Genomic DNA, 19,342 nt, shown 5'->3' on the forward strand with positions numbered 1-19,342 from the left:
AGTCTCTCTTTTTTATGGAATAATCTGAACGGTAATTACAGTATTTGAATGGAGAAGGCCTCTTAAATTTTCAATAAACCTAAGATGAAATCGAGCATCACACAATCGTCACAAAGAAGGGCGGGTATATTACATGCGAGATTCCATGTGGCCGGTAAATAACAAATTATAAACACATGAAAAGAAGAAATTTACTTAAAACTATTGCACTTGGTGCTGCAGCTTTACCTCTGACACCCGCTCTTGCCTCAACGACGAAGAAAAAGGAAGCAACGATACAATTCTCCCTGAATACCAGCACACTTCGAGGACAAAAACTTGATTTACCCCAAATCATCGAAATCGCTTCCAAAGCAGGTTATGATGGAATTGAGCTCTGGATTACGGAAATGGAAGCTTACCTCAAAACAGGTAAATCTTTATCCTCACTCAAAAAACTATTTAGCGACGCAAAGATAATCCCAGTTAACGCCATTGGATTTGCTCCTTGGATGGCTCAAGATGTAGCAAAAAGCAAGGCTGGTTTTGAGCAAATGGAGAAAGAAATGGAGATGCTCGCTGAGATCGGATGTACCCGCGTGGCTGCACCAGCCATAGGAGCTACAGATCCAATTGACCTACTAGCTGCTGGTGAGCAATACGCACGTTTGATAGCATTAGGAAGAAAAACCGGTGTGATGCCACAGTTGGAATTCTGGGGATCTTTCGCTCCATTCCATCACTTGGGACAAGTGCTGGCAACTGCTGCTGCGGCAAATGACCCAGACGCTAGAATTCTTCCTGATATCTACCATTTATTCCGCGGCGGATCTGGATTTGAAGGATTGAAACTGGTCAATGGAAATGCTATTGAAGTATTTCACATGAATGACTTCACTACAAAACCAAGGCTAGAGCAAAAAGACAGCGATAGAATATACCCTGGCGATGGCATCGCACCTTTGAAGGAAGTCGCCGCTATTTTGAAAGCAATGGGCGGCCATAAATTTATGTCCCTAGAGCTTTTCAACGAAACCTACTGGGCTCAGGATGCGCAGGAAGTCGCCAATACCGGACTTAAAAAAATGAAACAATTCTTTTAAAAACCAGATTACAAACTGGCCTAAAATGAAAAAACAGGAAGGGATAACCTTCCTGTTTTTGTTTCTATATTTTGTATTGAATTTACTTTTCTATCCAATCCACTCCAGTATCCTTCCAAGCTCTCTCATTTGCCGAGTCGATTACAGCTTCGCAAACTTTCTGCGTCTCAAATGCATCACGGAACGTAGGATGACAAGATTCACCAGTTTCTAAGCTTTTAAAGAAATCAGCCACCTGATGTACAAATGAGTGCTCATAACCGATAGAAGTACCTGGAATCCACCATCTATCCATGTAAGGATGGTCTCCGTCAGTCACGTGTATGGATCTCCAACCACGAACTTGGCTTTCATCTGCATGATCGAAATACTCCAAACGAGTCAAATCATGTAAGTCCCAACGAATGGAAGCATGCTCTCCGTTGATCTCGAACGTATAAAGTGCCTTGTGCCCTCTAGCATAGCGAGTTGCTTCAAATAAGCCTAAAGAACCGTTTTCAAAATGACAATGGAATAGACAAGCGTCATCGATAGTTACCTTTTTCTTCTCACCTGTACTCTGATGTACTCGCTCTTTAATGAAAGTCTCAGTCATGGCAGAGACATCTTTGATGCCCCCATTCAGCCACATCGCGGTATCTATGCAATGAGCCAGCAAATCGCCAGTCACACCTGAACCAGCTGCCTCAGCATCCAGTCTCCATAGTGCGTCTCCACCTTGAGGCAAATCAGGACTGATCGTCCAATCCTGAAGGAAATTTGCTCGATAATGGAAAATCTTGCCCAATTTTCCTGAGGCTACAATTTGTTTCGCCAAAGTCACTGCTGGTATTCTTCTGTAGTTATACCAAACGGTGTTTTTCACTCCAGCTTTTTCCACTGCTTCCACCATTCCTTGTGCTTCTTTGATAGATCTAGCCAATGGCTTCTCACAAAGAATCATTTTGCCAGCCGCAGCTGCAGCAATAGCTATTTCAGCATGTGTGTCATTTGGTGTACAAATATCCACTGCATCGATATCATCACGTTTCAGTAATTCTCTCCAGTCAGTTTCTATAGACTTATAGCCCCACTGATCTGCGAATGCCTGAGCTTTTTCCTCTCTTCGAGAGCAGCAAGCCTGCAAAACAGGAACGTACTCGTACTCTGGAAAAAAATCCGGTACTCTTTTATAACCGTTGGTATGTATTCGGCCCATCAGACCAGTTCCGATCAGACCTATTCTTATATGTTTCTTTTCTTTCATTATCTGAGTTATTTATTGTTCTAATTCACTTCGGAATTCATGATTCTACATTCGATATTCATCATTATATCTTAATAAATGACTTAAGATATAATTTCGAATGATGAATGCTGAATGTTAAATAAAGAAATTTTTTAAGCCTTCCATCCATGAGCATTTCTCACTTTCACCAAGGCAGCAAGGATATCATTCCAAGTTTGCTGATTGTTCATGACGTCATTTGGGAACATACATCCATCCCAGCAGATATGCTTGAAAGCTTTGGTCAACTCACCCTTTTCATCACGTAGCCAGTAGCCAGCATCATGAGCAATATCCAAAACTCCATTTGGATCAGTTGCTTGGCAATGTCTTCCTGTCTTATCGTGAGAACCTTGACCGAATACTGAACCGTCATTTTGTGCAACGTGGAAATCAATAGTCCAAGGTCTCAGCGCGTCAGTTACGATTTTCAACGCAGCTTTGACAGCTTCACGATCGTTGAGATCAGCATCCTTTGGTAGGATTCTATGCTCAGGAGCATTGTATCCCATCGTATATAGGAAGGTATGCGACATGTCCGCCTGAAAACCAATATTTGGTCTATCTACCATTTCAAGTAGCTCTACCATATGCTTCCAACTATGCATCGCACCCCAGCAAATTTCGCCTTCTGTAGCAAGCTTTTCTCCATAACCAGCTGCCACATCACATGCCTCACGGAATGTTTCTGCAATGATTTTGGTATTACCCGCAGGATCTTTCGCCCAGTCTTCCACACCAGCAGCAGAGTCAATTCTGATTACGCCATACGGACGAACCCCTTGGTCTCTGAGTTTTTTTCCAAATTCACAGGCCTTGCGAACCATATCAACAAAAGTAGCGCGCTGATCAGCGGTCCCCATCGCTGATCCAGCCCAAATCGGGGCTACCAGTGATCCTGCAACTAGATTGTTTTTTTGAAGTTTTTCTGCTAAAACTTTAGTCTCATCAGAATCATCTAACTTAAAGTGAGGATCAAGTAGTCCTAAATCCAATCCATCAAATTTCACTCCATCCACTTCAGCTGCAGCTGTCATCGCCAGAAGCGTATCAAAAGGAATTACAGGTTCAGAGTCTGCTCCTTTGCCTACGATCCCAGGCCAGGTAGCATTATGTAGTTTTGGAAAATTATTTTGACTCATTGTTATGTGGGTTTTTAGTTATTAAGGAAAGTTCGAAGCTGGGAGACCGAAGACAGAAGTAGTTCCCAATCTTTTTCCAGCATACGATGTTCATTATATATTTATTCTAAGACTGTAATAGCTGTCTACTTAGTGAATCATTGATTTCTAATTTAATGACTAACTCTTGACTAGACATCGGAAATCCAACTTTACTCCCAAACTTTCAAATCTGGATTATCAGGTCCGAAGTGCTTCAACATTACGATAGGATCAGTTTTGGAATGATTAGTGATTTTCACACCAGCTTGAGCAGCTTTTTCGCTAACAAAATACTCGTCATGTGTCAACTGACCAAAACGAATAAGCGCTGGAGTTTCAATGTCCCAGTTGTTCATTTTACCATATCCCTGCATCATGATCATACCATATGCCGCAGCATCTGTGATCGTCACCGTCTGGCCTGGGAAAATAGTCAACTCTTTTGCACTATAATCATGAGAACGGTAGCAGATCCACTTGTCATCATATCCTTTTGCATTCATCTCAGCTCTATCTTCCACTGGAATTGGCTCCATGTAATGGTTATCCATGATGTTTGGATTCACATTCAAATCCCAATCGATCATTTCCACTAGCAGATCAAAATCACCAACTCTATCTTTTGGCGTAGCATTCCAAAGTAACTCATCTGGAATAATCGCCTCATTCACCAAAGACTGATACATCGCAAAAATATCAGATGCTTTTTGTGGCTCATAGGTACACAAAGAACCTGGTGCATGAAGCATTCCTGGAGGAACATTCCAGCCAGTGCCAGGCTGCAATCTAAATGCCTGAGAATAGTTGGTGATCTTATTATCCCCTTTATTGAAATTCTTTAGACACTCAAGTATAGTCTCTTTGGAAGTTCCTGGAGCGATTCCAAAAAAGGTATATGGAAAATCGCCACCATGATTATTGACTTGAGGAGGGAAATAATAAGCTTCTGGCTTACCATTTTGACCAGTTAGTTTACCAAACTCATCACTTGGGTGAATGTGATGTGGAAGTGGCCCCATGTTGTCAAAAAACTTGGAGTACATAGGCCAGGACTTGTACTTGTCCCAAAGACGGCTACCGATGATCTCAGCACCTATTTCATCAATCGCATCTTTTAAAAGGAAAAGCTCTGTCTTATCACCATCTTCTAATGCGATGTGACTTAAACCTTCATTCTTGCTAGTCAGCGGACCATTTTCTGCTGGAGTCGTAGATGAGAACCAACGCTCATCAATTCCTCCGCGCTCACCGCCTAAGCAATAATAATCATCTGGATGAAGCTTGATTCTTCTGCCTGGTACACAAAACGACCGAGGCACCCAGGTTGGTGTTAATCTAAGTATTCCTTCTCCTTGTTCGAGAGCTTTTTTTGCTAAACTCATGGGTTTATTAATTTGAGATTTGAGATTTCTTATTTGAGATTATGTTAAAACTTCGACATTCATTATTTGATGTTCGACATTTTAAATTTTACATTTTAAATTCACTAACTGTCTGGCCTTTGAGGACTTCCAGCTTGATTTCGTAAGTCCTACTTTCTCCAGGTTTCAACAAAATCAACGTTCCATTTTCACGAGCGGCAGCTTGTCCGACTGGAGGGTTAGTAGCAGGCTCAAGCGCTGTCACGTATTCATTTTTGCCCCAGTGCTGCCAGTTGATTAGCCATGGCATCTGCTTCTTGGAAAATGAAATACTTAAGCCAAGCTCCAAGTTATCATTCATATACCCACAAGTGACCTGATCATTTTCATCAGTTGAAGGATCTATGAAAGCCACATCCTCTCCAAAAGCCGAATGCTCATCTAATGGAGCAGCACATTTGGTAAATCTGTTTTTCTTGTTGAAATCCGACATAGAATCATCTGATTCTCTTTTCTGAATTTCTCCTTTCCAAACTATCCTAGTTCCATCATCGATCAGCGGCCATCCGCAATTGATATGATATAATACCATATGAGGTGCTGGTGAATTACCGCGATTAAAGACCTCATCTTTGATGTTTATTTCAGCAGATCCTAAGATTCCTGAGATGGTTCTTTTCAGTTCTAGACTTGGCCCGAAAGTCGTCGTCTCACGAATGATTCCTACGATTTCATAACTCAGATCTCCTGAATAAATATCTGGTTGCTTGATGGAAATGAGCTCCGCAGGCGTATTGCTATAATTCCCGTGCAATCCACGACTTCCAGTTTCATCCGCATTAGGTGGTCCCATGGAAGAAATCCCACAGGTGGTCAATAACCCTCCGCCGAATGTCCTCAGCCAATCTATTCCTTGGTTAGAAAAAGGCTGAGAAGATACATGACCTACATTACTGATCCAAGATAAGCTATGCTCATTATGAAATGCGTCCAAAATATCCATTCCCCGGTCCAAAACGACTTTAAATCGTAGGCCGGTTCCGGTATTTATCCAGGCTATGCGGGTTCCACGCCCTGCCCCATTGTCAAGGATGGAAGTTTCTATTCCCCCAAGCTGGCGGGAATTGGATAATTTATCTTTCCAATTGGATGGATCTGAGAGGTTCATTCTAAGGTTTGAGACTAATGTGTAATCTATTAAAAAGGGCTCCTGACACTGTCCTGCCCTATATGGGTTGGATCAAAAAGCTCGGGAATAAGTTATGCAACTTATGAGAGAGTAAAACGCCATTAATAAAAAAATGGCACAAGTTTTTAAACAAGTGCCCAACTGGTTCAAGTCTGAAGACTTGAACCTAATGAATTTGCAGTCTTCAGATTGTCAAACAACAAAAATGAACAATGACTCAATACAGCCCCCTTTTTAGGATAGAATCATATTGAATTACAGCAGTCTGAAGACTGCATTATTGTGAGTCCAAGTCTAAAGACTTACCCTCCAAAATTCAGGTTTTAGGATAATTTGGTTCAATTCTCATGACTTGGACATGAACAGACATATAATTTGGGGATCTTAACCCTCATTCTCGTCTTCTTCAAAAAGTATAACTTCCGCATCAAACTCGGCTTCCAAAAACTCATCTCGAGCCATCCAGTATTCCGAAGTTATTAGCTGATATTGACCCCCTTCTATTTTTCTCAAAACCCAAATGATCGAATCTGCTTCTTCGAAAGTGACCTTACCTTCCAAGTGATCTGCGAAAAGGCGTTTGATCAAATTGCTATCATTCAACGTATGTTGCAAGGCCTTCAAAACAACCTCTTTGGTAATTTCTTCAGCATTAGCATCCTCACTACTAATTTCGAATTCAGCGATAGTTGCTTTCGCACTTGGAAATTTACCGTTGTAAGCCTTGTGTAATAGTTGGTTGATATTGAAAAGTTGGTGATGCAGGCCAATTTCAGGATATTCCTCAGAGATTTTATCCAAAAGCATATCATGCGACATTTGATCAATCTGCCCTTCATTGAGAGCTTCAGAAAGTCTATAATCAAGCAGTATCGCTGCAGCTTCAGCTGGTTCAAAATCAGAAATCGCCATATTAAGCAATTCCTTTAGCTCCGCAGGATTGGAATTGGAAGCATCTGGAAAACCAAATCGATCGAGCAACTCTACTAAGTCTTGGTTGCTCCAACTTCCCGGTAATTCATCTACTGTTTTTACACTGTTAATGATAATATGGTAATTCATAAGAGTGGTTGTGGTATTAAATAAAATTGATTTCTGATTCACTAGAAAAAGGTAACGCTAGCAAATCTTTCTATAGTTTTCTTAACGCAGCTTCTACGTCGAGCGTTCGGCTGAGGAAGTAGATTGCCAGTCAAAAATGATTAATACACATGCTAACTAACTCATTACAAGAGTCAGATTCAGGTATGTTAATGTTTGTGAGTAAAAACTTTAAAGGTTCAGGCTTCCCTAGCACTTGGTTCAAGTCTCATGACTTGGACCTGGGATATTGCAGTCTTCAGACTGCCTTTTAAGGAGCTATGTTTTCTATGTGGCTATGTTGTACAAATCATTAACCACGTAGAATCATAAATTTTCATAGGTCTCAAATGGTAACATTACACCTCAACAGGAACACCATTTCCTTTGTTCTCTCTCTGACTTTTGTATTTCAAAAATTTTCTACCTCAAAGTAACAAAGGGCATCAAGTTTACTAGCAATTGGTTCAAGTAAAAAAAATGGCCCATGTTTTTCAACAAGGGCCATTTGGATAATGGATCCAAGCCCGCCTGGCGTCGGACAGGTCTGAAGACTTGAACCAGATTTCTAACTACTGCTGTATCATTATATCCTTATACTGAACTTTCATCGGAGGACCTACGTGCACCTGAACACCTAAATATCCTGATGCCAATCTGTTTTTAGGATCTTCATCATGAACCTCAGACATCAACTTACCATTGACAAAGTGTTTTAGCACATTGCCTTTGGCTACGATGTGAATACTGTTCCATTCACCCGCTTTGATCAATGATCCAAGCTCGGCACGATCACCGATTTCCTTTTCTACATTAAGGCCTTTCCATGCATTTTTCTCTACATACTCCCTTACACCTACTCCATCAGGTTGAGGAGTAATCTTAGTCTCTTGACCTCTGTAAGCTAAAGTTGCGCGCTTACGCTCCTCATAGTTTTGACCTGTATAGTTGTTCTTACCATCAATATCAGCTTGGTAGCCTTTCAAAGCAAAAGGCACATCCTCCACTAGTTCACTTCTATAATTGATTCCAGAATTTCCACTTTCAGAAATTTTGAACTCAGCTTTCAGCTCAAAATCACCTGGCTGACCACCTTGCCAAATCAAAAACGTATTAGCTTTCAAAAGTGTCTCAGGTGTGATCTCTCCAGTGATTGATCCATCCTTTACGGACCAATACACAGGGTTTCCTTCCCAGCCATCTAGTGTTTTTCCATCAAAAATAGATTTGAAACTAGCTTCTGTCTCACTCATAGCCGCAACTGAAGAGGTTTTATCCTCCACTGGCTGCTGGCAATTCACTAAGCCAATTACCATCATTGCTCCTAGGCTAAGCGCTTGTATTCTGAGCCATTTAGATTCTAGTAGATCTTTCATTCTTCAGCTTGGGCTTTAGTTTGATACACTGCATGACTTGCATTTCCTCCTGAAATCAGGTAAGCCATCAAATCTTTCAATTCTTCTTCATTTAATCTATTGATCATACCCGGCATCATGATTGAACTTTTAGAGTCCTTGATAGTGGATACATTGCTTTTGGCAACCTTGCGAAGCACATCTGGTGAGAAAGGATTTTGTGAAACTGAATAACTTGTTTCATCCTCATTTACTACTCTACCCATTACAGAACTACCGTCTTTCAGTTCAAGAACGCTAGCTACATATTGCTCAGAAATCTCATCGCTAGGATTGATCGTAGCTTCCAAAATATCTTTTGCAGAGAATCGCGTTCCTAATTGAGTCAAATCTGGGCCAATGATTCCACCTTCACCACCTAAGGTGTGGCATGAAAGACATTGGGAAGCAGCAAACATTGCTTTGCCTCTAGCCAAATCTCTACCGCTCAAGTCTGCCATCAAAGGCTCAGCTTCCTCTACAGTCCATCTTCTTCCTGGACCTTCAGGCTGAATACTTGTATCGACCAGATCATTTCCATTTCCTGTAAGCAATGCAGCTCCAGAAAGCTCATTGTACTTATCAAAATCACCTTTAGCTACGTGCGTTAGAGCCATTTTTCTAGCTCTATCGATGAAACCTACATAGCTACGACCACCTTTATATTTAAATGCATTCTGAATCCAAGTGAAATATTTCTCATGAAGCTCTGGTGTCCAACCTGATTCGGCTCCACCTAGAACCGTAGCAAGATAAGTCTGCTGAGCAGGAGGAACATTCGCAAGCATATTCGCGATATCCAAACCGTACTGTGGATTTCTCATGATCAAATCAGAGGAAGAAGTAAATGTCTTCTGATAGTCAGGATCATCTTTCGCATTATCAAGTAGTGCCAAAGTCTTATCCACTGCATCTGGAGCATCCAAATACACAAGAAGAACTGCCAATGCACGATCAAGATTATTATTGTTTGCAGGGAAATTAGAACCCAGATAGGCTACTAGATCAGACTTCAAAGAACCTGTAGGCTCTCCTTGTCTAGCTAAAATCAATTCGAAGGCTCTCAACAAGTCTTGCTTGCCTTTTTCATTCAACCTTTTGTAATCAATACCCATCAAGGCTTGAATCATTGGAGTTCCGGTACCTTTAGCTGAGTGACGTGACAAAGCAATCATCGCTTGAGTCAAGGTCACAGCATCTTTCTCTGCCAAGGCTTTTGCTTTCCAAGAATTAACTGGCTGATGCTCTACAGCTATTCTAGCTGCGTACTGTACATATCTATCTTTATTCTTCAAATTCTCCCAAGCTAAATCAAGTCCAGTAGCTGGTGCTCCATCTACATGTAGTGCCTCTAACTCTCTTCTCAACTTAGCTTCTACTGGCAAATCTGCCATTTGCAAAGGCTTCTTGTCGCTCTCTTTGATATCTCCTTCATAATAAACACGGTAAACATCAGACTCCAGTCTTCTACCACCAGTCATAAAGTACATCGCACCATCTGGCCCAATTGTACCATCTGTCAATGGAAGTGGAGAACCAGAAATAAATTCCTCAGCTTTTGCCTCATAAGTACCTCCTTTTGGAGTCAAAGTCATGGAATAGATAATCCCAAAGCTCCAGTCAAACGCGAAAAGAGAGGTTCTGTACTTTTCTGGAAACTTAGCATCTGTACCGAACATCACGTTGGTAGGAGATCCCTGTCCAATATTCAAAACTGCAGGCAGGTTATCAGGGAAATTAGGAGACCATTTTTGGTTACCAGTTCTCCATCCGTACTCACTTCCTGAAGTGACATGACAAATTCTAGTTGGGCGGTACCAAGGCATTCCAAAGTCCCACTCCATATCTGAATCATAGGTAAACAGATCACCTACTTCGTTGAAAGCTATATCAAATGGATTTCTATAACCCGCTGAGACTAACTCCCAATGCTTTCCTTCCGGATCAATATTCGCTACCCATCCTCCAGGAGCCATTCTACTATTGGCGTGTCCTCTTGGATCCTTGATTTCAGGAAAAAGATTATCCTCTTGCCATACATTTGGAAGTCTATACGCATCCATTTCCGGAACATCTGTGTGATTTCCAGCTACTATATAAAGAGACTGCCCATCAGGAGAAAGCTTGATACTATGAGGACCGTGCTCACCTGGTTGACCTGTAAAGCCTTTGATTTTGGTTACTGATTCATATTGATCATCTCCATCCAAATCCTGGATTCTGTAGAGCCCGGTACTTTCTTCAAATGTCTCGTTACCGTTGTGATTTACCATCACATAGATACTGTTGAAAGCGTAAAGCAAACCTTGGGCATAGCCCATTCCTACCTGTGGTTCGGCTACGTTTCCGATGATCAGTCTTTCTACTTTTGGTTCAACTGATGCAGCACCAATTTCCGGGATTTCTAATCTGTATAAAAAACCATATTGATCGGCGGTAATCAGACGGTTTTTATCATCGAATGTCATAGCGACCCATGATCCCTCATCCTTTTCTCCAGGACTTAAAATGTGCTCTGCTACAAACCCATCAGGGAGTTTAAGTTTATCTAATTTCGGATTTCCGGTAAGCGGTCTTGATTGGGATTCTTCCTCTTTATCAGTGGCACATGATGCTGATAAAAGCACCACAGCAGAAAAGAGAAACAAATTCCTTATTGAGTATTTGAGTCGCATAAGTCAAATGTTAATTGATAACAATAGTTAGGATTTTAAATTGGGGATTAATTCTTCTATAATAAAACCATCCATGAAATATAATTGCTCGCCATCACATTATTAATCAATATATGAAGACAAAATAACCCAACGCTAGTAGAAAGTACTAATCTATAGCATTGGGTATTTAAGCATAAGAGAGGTCTAGAAATATGGGGTCAAAGCAGATTCATCTGCAGGTAACGCGTAGAATTTATTAAGATTCGAGAACACATTAGGTCTTGGAACAGCTCCTTCAAGAGGTGGATAGTAATAATCCAAAGGATTGGCAACTATTCGCTTACCATAAGGAACAATAATCTCTTGGATTCGGTCTGTTCTCTGAATATCAAACCAACGCTTATTTTCAAATGCTAGCTCAACTCTTCTTTCTTTGAAAATCATTTCGCCAAGCGCATCTCCAGAACCACTTACAGGATCCAAATCTACTCGATCACGCACCTGATTTAGAAAGGCCAATGCTTCAGAATCTTTCCCTTGCTCATTTAGAGCTTCTGCCATGAATAGCAATACTTCCGCATATCTGTAAATAGGCCAGTTAGTACCAGTATTACCATTCTGAGAATGCTTTTTCGCATACTTCTTAATGTATGGATAGGTCTTATTGTCTCTAAAACTGTTTGAGGCAAAGATATATCCGATAGAAGCTTCTTCTCTTAGATCTCCATCTTCATAGGCAGCTATAATATCTGGCGTAGGGATGTTATTGCCCTCTCCGTCAATCGGCTGTGGATTACTAGTACCTGTGATTGTTACTAGCTCAGATGCAAGAAGTGGACGTGGTAAAAACTGGTATATGAAATTACCATTCAATCCTGCTGCTCCTTCTATAAACTGCACTTCAAATACGGATTCAGCATTGTTCTTATTGCTGTTATTATCAGAGAAAGCCATTTCATAAGACGGCATTAGCATATACTCCCCGCTAGTGACTACAGGTCGTAAAATGGACTCCGCATCTCCCCATTGCTTTAAATTAATAAAGACATTTGCTAGTAAAGTTCTCGCTGCTCCCGAAGTAATTCTACCTGCTTGCTGCTTAGATTTCAGCGGCAAAAGTGGAACTGCAGCTTGCAAATCCTGTACAATCTGAGCGTAAACCTCCGCCTCAGTTGAAAGAGGCAAAGCCGCTTCTTCACGAGTAGCTACTGGCGCCAAATGCAATGGTACACCACCAAAATACCTTACCAATTCAAAATAGGCATACGCTCTTAGGAATAAGGCTTGTCCTTTGACATTGTCTTTGGAGGCCTGAGCAAATGTCGCGTCATCTATCAATGCAAGTATTTGATTTGTTCTGGAAATAATCAAATAATCTTGTCTCCATTGCTCAAGAACGTTACCATTTGCTGTTACGCCGTTAGCCTCTGGCACGGAGAAGTCCGCCAAATCTTCCTGCGGATCTACTGCTCCAAAGAGTACATTTCTTGCGTAATAGGTATTGTCTGAATGCATTTCTGACAATTTCCAAGCTCTGTCATTGACTATACTCCGCAAAGGGACATAGGCCGCATTGACTGCCTGCACAAAGTCAGTCTCCGTCTTAAAGAAAGTAGCAGAGCTCAATTGCGTTTCAGGGACTACGGTGAGGAAATCATCACAGCTGGTAAGCCCCATGGTGGCTGCTAATAATACTATTATATATTTTTTCATTTTTGAATACAGTTTTATATGAATACGTATGTTCAGATTTAGCAAAATCAGAAATTGATATTTGCCCCAAAAGTGATCGTACGTGGTACAGGGTACGCTGACAGATCGACACCTTGGCTCAAGTTACCGCCGTCTCCAGCACCATTATTCTGCATACTAACTTCAGGATTTGATCCACCCCAGTAATCGGTGAATACCCACATGTTCTGTCCAGAAGCATAAAGTCTGAGTGACTTAATTGTCTTAGGTAGTTTGGTGAAAGTATATCCAATAGTGATGTTTCTGATTGTTAAATAAGAAGCATCCCACACAAAGTTGCTATTGTTCCAATCACGCTCTACACCAGTGACGTTACCACCACCTACAGTAGTACCGAAGATACCTTCTCCTGGATCTTCTGGAGATTTGAATCTATCAGAAGCCTTGGCAACCATGTTAAATACACCATCCAAATTGGCTGTAGAATACAAGTGTCTCATGTAAAGCTCGTTACCTTCAGATCCTGAAATCGCAACACTTGCATCAAAGTTTTTATAGGTAAAATTGTTGACCAAACCATAGGTGAAGTCTGGGAATGGATTACCAATGATTGCTCTGTCATCAGTGTCACCCCCATAGGTGATCACTCCATCTCCATTTACATCTTTCAGTTTAATACTACCTACTGTAGATCTACCTGGGATGATAGGTGAGTTAGCAAGATCTTCCGCATTTGCATAGTTACCTTCTTTCACCAAGCCATAGAATTGGCCAAATGGCTGGCCCACTTGAGTAATGTGATAAGAACCATACACTCTATCTATTCCATCAGCTAGTTCAATTACTTTATTTCTGTTAAAAGAAATATTAGCATTCGTAGTCCATCTAAATGACCCAGTCGTATTTACTGAATTCACCGCGAACTCATGTCCCCAGAAGTGGATTTCGCCAATATTATCATTGTAATTGGTAAATCCTGACTCTCTCGGAATCTGTACTGCATAAAGTAGGTTCGTTGTGTTTTTGGTATAGAAGTCATAGGTAAACAGTATTCTATCATCCAAAAGACCCAAGTCCAATCCTAAATCAAATTGTGCGGTAGTTTCCCAGCCTAGATTAGTATTGCTTAAGGAAGTAACACCTGCACCTGGAACTACTGTTTCTCCAAATACTGCATTGATGGTATTGTTCACCAAGGCATAAGAAGTATAATTACCAATGTTGTTGTTACCTGTCACACCATAACTAGCTCTTAGTTTAGTGAAAGAAATGGTAGAACTAGTATTCAAGAAGCCTTCATCAGAAAGTACCCATCCTACAGATGCTGAAGGGAAAACTCCCCAACGGTTATCAGACCCAAATCTAGAAGAACCATCACCTCTAACTGAGGCTGTAAAGAGATATTTACCTAGGTAATTGTAAGTCAATCTAGAAAATAGAGATGTTAGAGACCATTCGCCTACACCTGAGTTGGTACCTCCTCTGTTTATATTGATCGCTCCCTGAATAGTAGGAATTCTGTCATCAGCATAAGTATCAGCCTGAATTCTTGTGCTTTCACTTCTGAATTTCTGATTAGAGAATCCACCTAATAACTGAAAATTGTGATCTCCTAAGCTTTTTGTATAGGTTACAATGTTTTCATTTAACCAAGATAATCGCTCATTATTTTCACGAATAGAAACTGCTACCGTTGGAATAGACACGTTTATATTAGCAGTCGCTGTAGAAGGGTTGAACCAAAAATACTTTGAATTACCTATCTCTGCATTAAATGTAGATTTAAGAGAAAGACCTTTAATTGGCTTCCATTCTACATAAGTATTTGCTAAGACATTCAACTCTTTCGTTTCGTTGGTAATCTCCTTAGCTGATCTTACCCAGTTTGGATAGGCAAAGATATTTCCAGTGTTTGACGGAAGCTTGTTAAAAGAAGTCAGCTCACCATTTTCTTCATAGATAGGCATGATTGGCCAAGTGTGAAGTGCATTGAAAAGGATACCTGTTCCTCTTGTCCCATCTGTACGAGGTGTGTTATCTACTACATAGTTTGGAGCTACATTCACTCCAATATTCACCTTGTCAGATACTTGATAATCAGTATTCATTCTCAAAGAGAATCTAGTATAATCAGAATTGATTACGACTCCATCTTGATCAAAAACCCCTGCGATAATAGCAGTGTTGACTTTTTCCTTATTTGAGGTAACAGAAAGGTTATAAGATGTAATTGGCGCAGTCTGCAGCATTGCATCATACCAATCATTTGACTTGCCTCTATATTGTTCAGCATTTTGAAATACTTCCGGAATAGGCTGACCTGCTGCAGCGTAATATTCTTGCTTAAAAATCGCAAATTCTTCTGCGTCCATCATTTCCAAACGTCCATTTTCTGGGACTTTCTGGAAACCAGTGTACACATTCAAATTTACATTGGTTTGTCCCACTTTACCTTTCTTAGTAGTAATAAGAACAACCCCATTTGCAGCTCTAGAACCATATAGAGAAGTAGAGGCAGCATCTTTCAAAATTGTAATTTCCTGAATCTCATCTGGGTTAATAGAATTGATGTCTCCAGTGATCGGAAACCCATCCACCACATATAAAGGAGAACTACCACCAGAAACAGACAACTGACCTCTGATACGTACACTCATTCCCTGACCAGGCTTACCCGTTGTTTGGTTGATCTGAACACCCGCCAATCGACCTTGAAGTTTTTGAGCAATGGATGAAACAGGCATGTCTTTCAATTCCTCTTCACCTACTGATTGCACAGATCCTGTCACTTCTCGTTTGACCTGACTACCATATCCCACTACCACTACTTCTGATAGATCTGAAGTAGAATAAGATAAAGTGACCTGAATAGTAGTATTGGAACCAACAACCACTTCATTGGTTTTGAATCCAATAAAGCTTACAACCAACGTCTCGCCTACTGAGGCTTGGATGGAGAATCCACCGTCAATATCTGTAACGGTTCCTTTTTGAGTTCCTTTGACAGTAACTAAGGCTCCCGGAACTGGTTCATTGTCTCCCTCGGAGACTACCGTTCCTTTTACTGCAACTGTCTGGGCATTTGCCGACACAGATAGCATAAACAACATAAGTAAAAATCCGATAAATCGGACTCTCACATTTTTTTGATAATAGTTTAGCATAGAAATGGGTTTAATGTATAATAATTAGAAATCTCTCCCAATTAAATATTATACAATACTATTCCTATCCTGTACCATCCTGAATAATACTCCCTTATATAATTATTCTAAAAATAAAATTAATCAGGATGCCACAGGACAGTTTTATAAAATAAAAACCTTATAAACTAATAGACATATATAGCACCAGCCTATTAAACACATTACTTAATATGTCAAACATAAATACAACCATCCAACCCAAGCGATACTTATTATAAAATCTCTTGAATTGATAATTCCGAGGTTTATCCCTATTATTAGATTTCAATTGATAGTAATCAAAAAATGCTTAAGAAATCTCCCCACCACCTCCTTCTCCTATTTATACTAGGACTCCTCACTTTTCAATGCACTCAAAAGGAAACGCTCGAGTTAAAACCAAACACGAGAATCGCTCTGATTGGAAATAACCTGGGATCCAGAATGATGGATTACGGAAGCTTTGAGACTGAAATGCAACTCAGAAATCCTGAGAAAAACCTCTACATCAGAAACCTTTCTGATCCGGGAGACACCCCAGGCTTTAGACCTAGATCTGGCACGAACGACCCTTGGGCTTTTCCAGGTGCTCAAGATTTCCAGGTTGAATACGCAACTCCTTCAGGAAGTGTAGGTCATCTGGAAAAGCCTGACGAATGGCTCACCAGGCTTCAAACTGACATCATTATCTCATTCTTTGGGTACAATGAATCCTTCCAAGGCGTCGATGGCGTAGAAAATTACAAGGCTGAATTGGACGCCTTTATTAAGCATACGCTCCGTCAAAAATATCACGATACGCTTTCGCCTAAATTAGTTGTCGTATCCCCAATTGCCTTCGAAGATCTTTCAGAGAAAATCGATGTGCCTAACGGCAAAACGGAAAATGAGAACTTAAATCTCTACACCGTAGCAATGCGTGAGATTGCGGATAATAACCACGTACTTTTTGTAGATGCTTTCACACCAAGTAAGCAGTGGTATCTGGAAACAGAGGAAGACCTTACCATCGATGGTTCTCAGCTAAATGAAGCCGGCTACAAAAAACTGGCTGTACTTCTAGCCGATGAAATTTTTGGGAAGCAAAAAATCCAAACTGAAGCAAACCGTGAACTAGTGCATGAAGCCGTTCAGGAAAAAAACTGGTTTTGGAGAAATGATTACAAAATCCCGAATGGCGTACACGTATTCGGTAGAAGATACGATCCCTTCGGTCCAGACAATTACCCTTTTGAACTGGAAAAAATTCGCCAGCTAACGGCGATCAGAGATACTGCCATCTGGATGGCTAATAAAGGTGAAAAGAAAGATTTGGTAGCTGCTGACAAGCATACCAATGTGCTTCCTGAGGTAGAGACGAATTACAACCCTGAGAAAAATGGCGACCTGAAATACCTATACGGTGAAGAAGCACTTGCTAAGCTAAAGGTAGCACCAGGATATAAAATAGAGCTTTTTGCATCTGAAGAAGAATGGCCAAATCTTGCCAATCCTGTTCAACTTTCTTTTGACAACAAAGGCAGACTTTGGGTAGCAACTATGCCAAGTTACCCACACTACAAGCCAGGCGATTCACGTCCAGCAGATAAGCTTTTGATCTATGAAGACACGGACAATGACGGCAAAGCAGATAAGGAAACAGTTTTTGCAGACGATCTACATATCCCAGTAGGCTTTGAGTTGGCAGCAGAAGGCGTGTATGTTTCTCAGGGAAACAACCTGATAATCCTGTATGATGACAATAATGACGACAAAGCTGATCGTAAAGAAATCCTTCTAAGTGGATTTGACGATCATGATACACACCATGCGATTTCAGCATTTACTACAGATGAGTCGGGGTCAATTTATATGGCAGAAGGAGTTTTCTTGCATTCCAATGTGGAGACTTCTTACGGAACTGTACGTGCGACCAACGGTGGCTTTTACAGATATACTCCAAGCAGACATAAGCTAGAGCGAGTAGCTCAAGTAAGCATACCAAACCCTTGGGGAATTGCTTTTGACGAGTGGGGACAAAACTTCTATGCGGAGACTTCTGGTCCAAATGTAAACTACATGATGCCGGCTTCCCTTCTTCCTCGCTACGGAAATGCGAATAATAAAGGAGCAAACTTGATTCAGAGAGATCAGCTGGTACGTCCGACTTCAGGCTTGGAATTTATCTCCAGTAGACATTTCCCTGAAGATGTTCAAGGTGATATGATCATCAACAACACGATCGGTTTCCTAGGCACCAAACAACATCAAATGGTCGATGAGGAAATCGGATTTTCCACCAAATTCAGACAGGACCTTCTTTCTTCCACAGATAGAAACTTCCGCCCGGTAGATATGGAAATTGCGCCTGACGGTTCGCTTTATGTAGTCGATTGGCACAATATCCTGATCGGTCACATGCAGCACAACGCCCGTGATCCTTTGAGAGATCATCAGCACGGTAGAATTTACAGAATCACCTACCCATCCAGACCTTTGGTTATTCCGGCTAAAATCGACGGAGCGAGCATCCCTGAATTGATGGAAAACTTAAAACTACCTGAGTACAGAACGCGCTACAGAACTCGTCGTGAGCTCCGTGGAAGAGACAAAGAGGAAGTAGCCAAAGCAGTGGCAGACTGGGCCAGTAAATTGGACAAGAACGATCCAAGGTACGAGCACAATGTACTTGAAGCGCTTTGGGTAAGCTGGGGAATCAATAAAGTAAACCAAGATTTACTGGAGCAATTGCTAAAAGCAAAAGACTACAGAGCCCGAGCAGCGGCAGTGAGAGTGCTACGCTATACGGGTCATCAGGTTTCCAATCAAAAAGAATTGATGACTGAAGCGATCAAGGATGAAAATGGTAGAGTGCGACTTGAAGCGATTGTAGCGGCATCTTGGATGCCTCGTGAGGCAGGCCTTGAAGTGCTATCAGCAGCTGAAGGATCAGAAATGGATAAGTGGATCGCGCCTGCTTATGAGGCCGCAGTAGCACACATATCTGGACTTTCTGTGAAAGAGAAAAAAGAAGAAGACATCAAGTCTTCACTTACTGGTTCGGACAGAGAGCTATTTATCCTAGGAAAGGAAATCTACGCTAGAGAAGGCTTCTGTAGCACCTGCCACCAACCGGATGGGCAAGGACTTTCCGCTTCTGGCTTTCCACCACTTGCAGATACTCCTTGGGTGACGGGCAATGAAGAGCGCCTGATCAAAATAGTCTTGAAAGGCGTAATGGGTCCTATTACGGTAAAAGGAAAAGATTATCCTGGCCAAGTTCCTATGACTCC

At 41.2% G+C, this 19,342-nt stretch carries 11 protein-coding genes; 2 read left to right on the top strand and 9 right to left on the bottom strand.

Annotated features, from left to right (window positions below):
- Positions 1-176 precede the first annotated feature (176 nt).
- Positions 177-1,082, top strand: a complete 906-nt coding sequence (locus BM291_RS19160) for a sugar phosphate isomerase/epimerase family protein (RefSeq protein WP_092900650.1) — start codon at positions 177-179, stop codon at positions 1,080-1,082.
- An 82-nt stretch (positions 1,083-1,164) separates the two neighbouring features.
- On the opposite strand, the gene BM291_RS19165 is transcribed toward BM291_RS19160, so the two are convergent.
- The 9 genes from BM291_RS19165 to BM291_RS19205 form a co-directional block, all read right to left on the bottom strand.
- The gene (locus BM291_RS19165; RefSeq protein ID WP_092900653.1) at positions 1,165-2,328 is read right to left on the bottom strand and encodes a Gfo/Idh/MocA family protein; all 1,164 of its coding nucleotides are present in this window, start codon (positions 2,326-2,328) and stop codon (positions 1,165-1,167) included.
- 134 nt (positions 2,329-2,462) lie between these two features.
- Positions 2,463-3,491 carry a sugar phosphate isomerase/epimerase family protein gene (locus tag BM291_RS19170; protein WP_092900656.1) on the bottom strand — a complete coding sequence of 343 codons (1,029 nt, stop codon included), beginning with the start codon at positions 3,489-3,491 and terminating at the stop codon, positions 2,463-2,465.
- A gap of 191 nt (positions 3,492-3,682) precedes the next feature.
- Positions 3,683-4,894, bottom strand: a complete 1,212-nt coding sequence (locus BM291_RS19175; protein WP_092900659.1) for a cupin domain-containing protein — start codon at positions 4,892-4,894, stop codon at positions 3,683-3,685.
- An 88-nt stretch (positions 4,895-4,982) separates the two neighbouring features.
- Positions 4,983-6,041 carry an aldose 1-epimerase family protein gene (locus tag BM291_RS19180; protein ID WP_092900662.1) on the bottom strand — a complete coding sequence of 353 codons (1,059 nt, stop codon included), beginning with the start codon at positions 6,039-6,041 and terminating at the stop codon, positions 4,983-4,985.
- A 405-nt stretch (positions 6,042-6,446) separates the two neighbouring features.
- Positions 6,447-7,124 (bottom strand): hypothetical protein, encoded by a 678-nt coding sequence (locus BM291_RS19185; RefSeq protein WP_092900665.1) that lies wholly within the window; start codon positions 7,122-7,124, stop codon positions 6,447-6,449.
- A gap of 590 nt (positions 7,125-7,714) precedes the next feature.
- Positions 7,715-8,518: a 3-keto-disaccharide hydrolase gene (locus BM291_RS19190; RefSeq protein WP_394333457.1), complete on the bottom strand. Its 804-nt coding sequence runs from the start codon at positions 8,516-8,518 to the stop codon at positions 7,715-7,717.
- Positions 8,515-11,211: a c-type cytochrome gene (locus tag BM291_RS19195; RefSeq protein ID WP_092900668.1), complete on the bottom strand. Its 2,697-nt coding sequence runs from the start codon at positions 11,209-11,211 to the stop codon at positions 8,515-8,517. Before BM291_RS19195 ends, BM291_RS19190 begins: the two co-directional genes overlap by 4 nt.
- A 186-nt stretch (positions 11,212-11,397) precedes the next feature.
- A complete protein-coding gene (locus BM291_RS19200; RefSeq protein ID WP_092900671.1) occupies positions 11,398-12,906 on the bottom strand; it encodes a RagB/SusD family nutrient uptake outer membrane protein in 1,509 nt (502 codons plus the stop codon).
- A gap of 47 nt (positions 12,907-12,953) precedes the next feature.
- On the bottom strand, positions 12,954-15,995 hold the full coding sequence (locus tag BM291_RS19205) for a SusC/RagA family TonB-linked outer membrane protein (RefSeq protein WP_394333458.1): 3,042 nt from the start codon (positions 15,993-15,995) through the stop codon (positions 12,954-12,956).
- 381 nt (positions 15,996-16,376) lie between these two features.
- Between BM291_RS19205 and BM291_RS19210 the strand changes: the two genes are divergently transcribed.
- Positions 16,377-19,342, top strand: a 2,966-nt coding sequence (locus BM291_RS19210; RefSeq protein ID WP_092900698.1) for a PVC-type heme-binding CxxCH protein, incomplete at its 3' end; no start/stop codon positions are given.

It is taken from the genome of Algoriphagus aquimarinus (assembly GCF_900112005.1).
GTDB classification, from domain to species: Bacteria; Bacteroidota; Bacteroidia; order Cytophagales; family Cyclobacteriaceae; genus Algoriphagus; species Algoriphagus aquimarinus.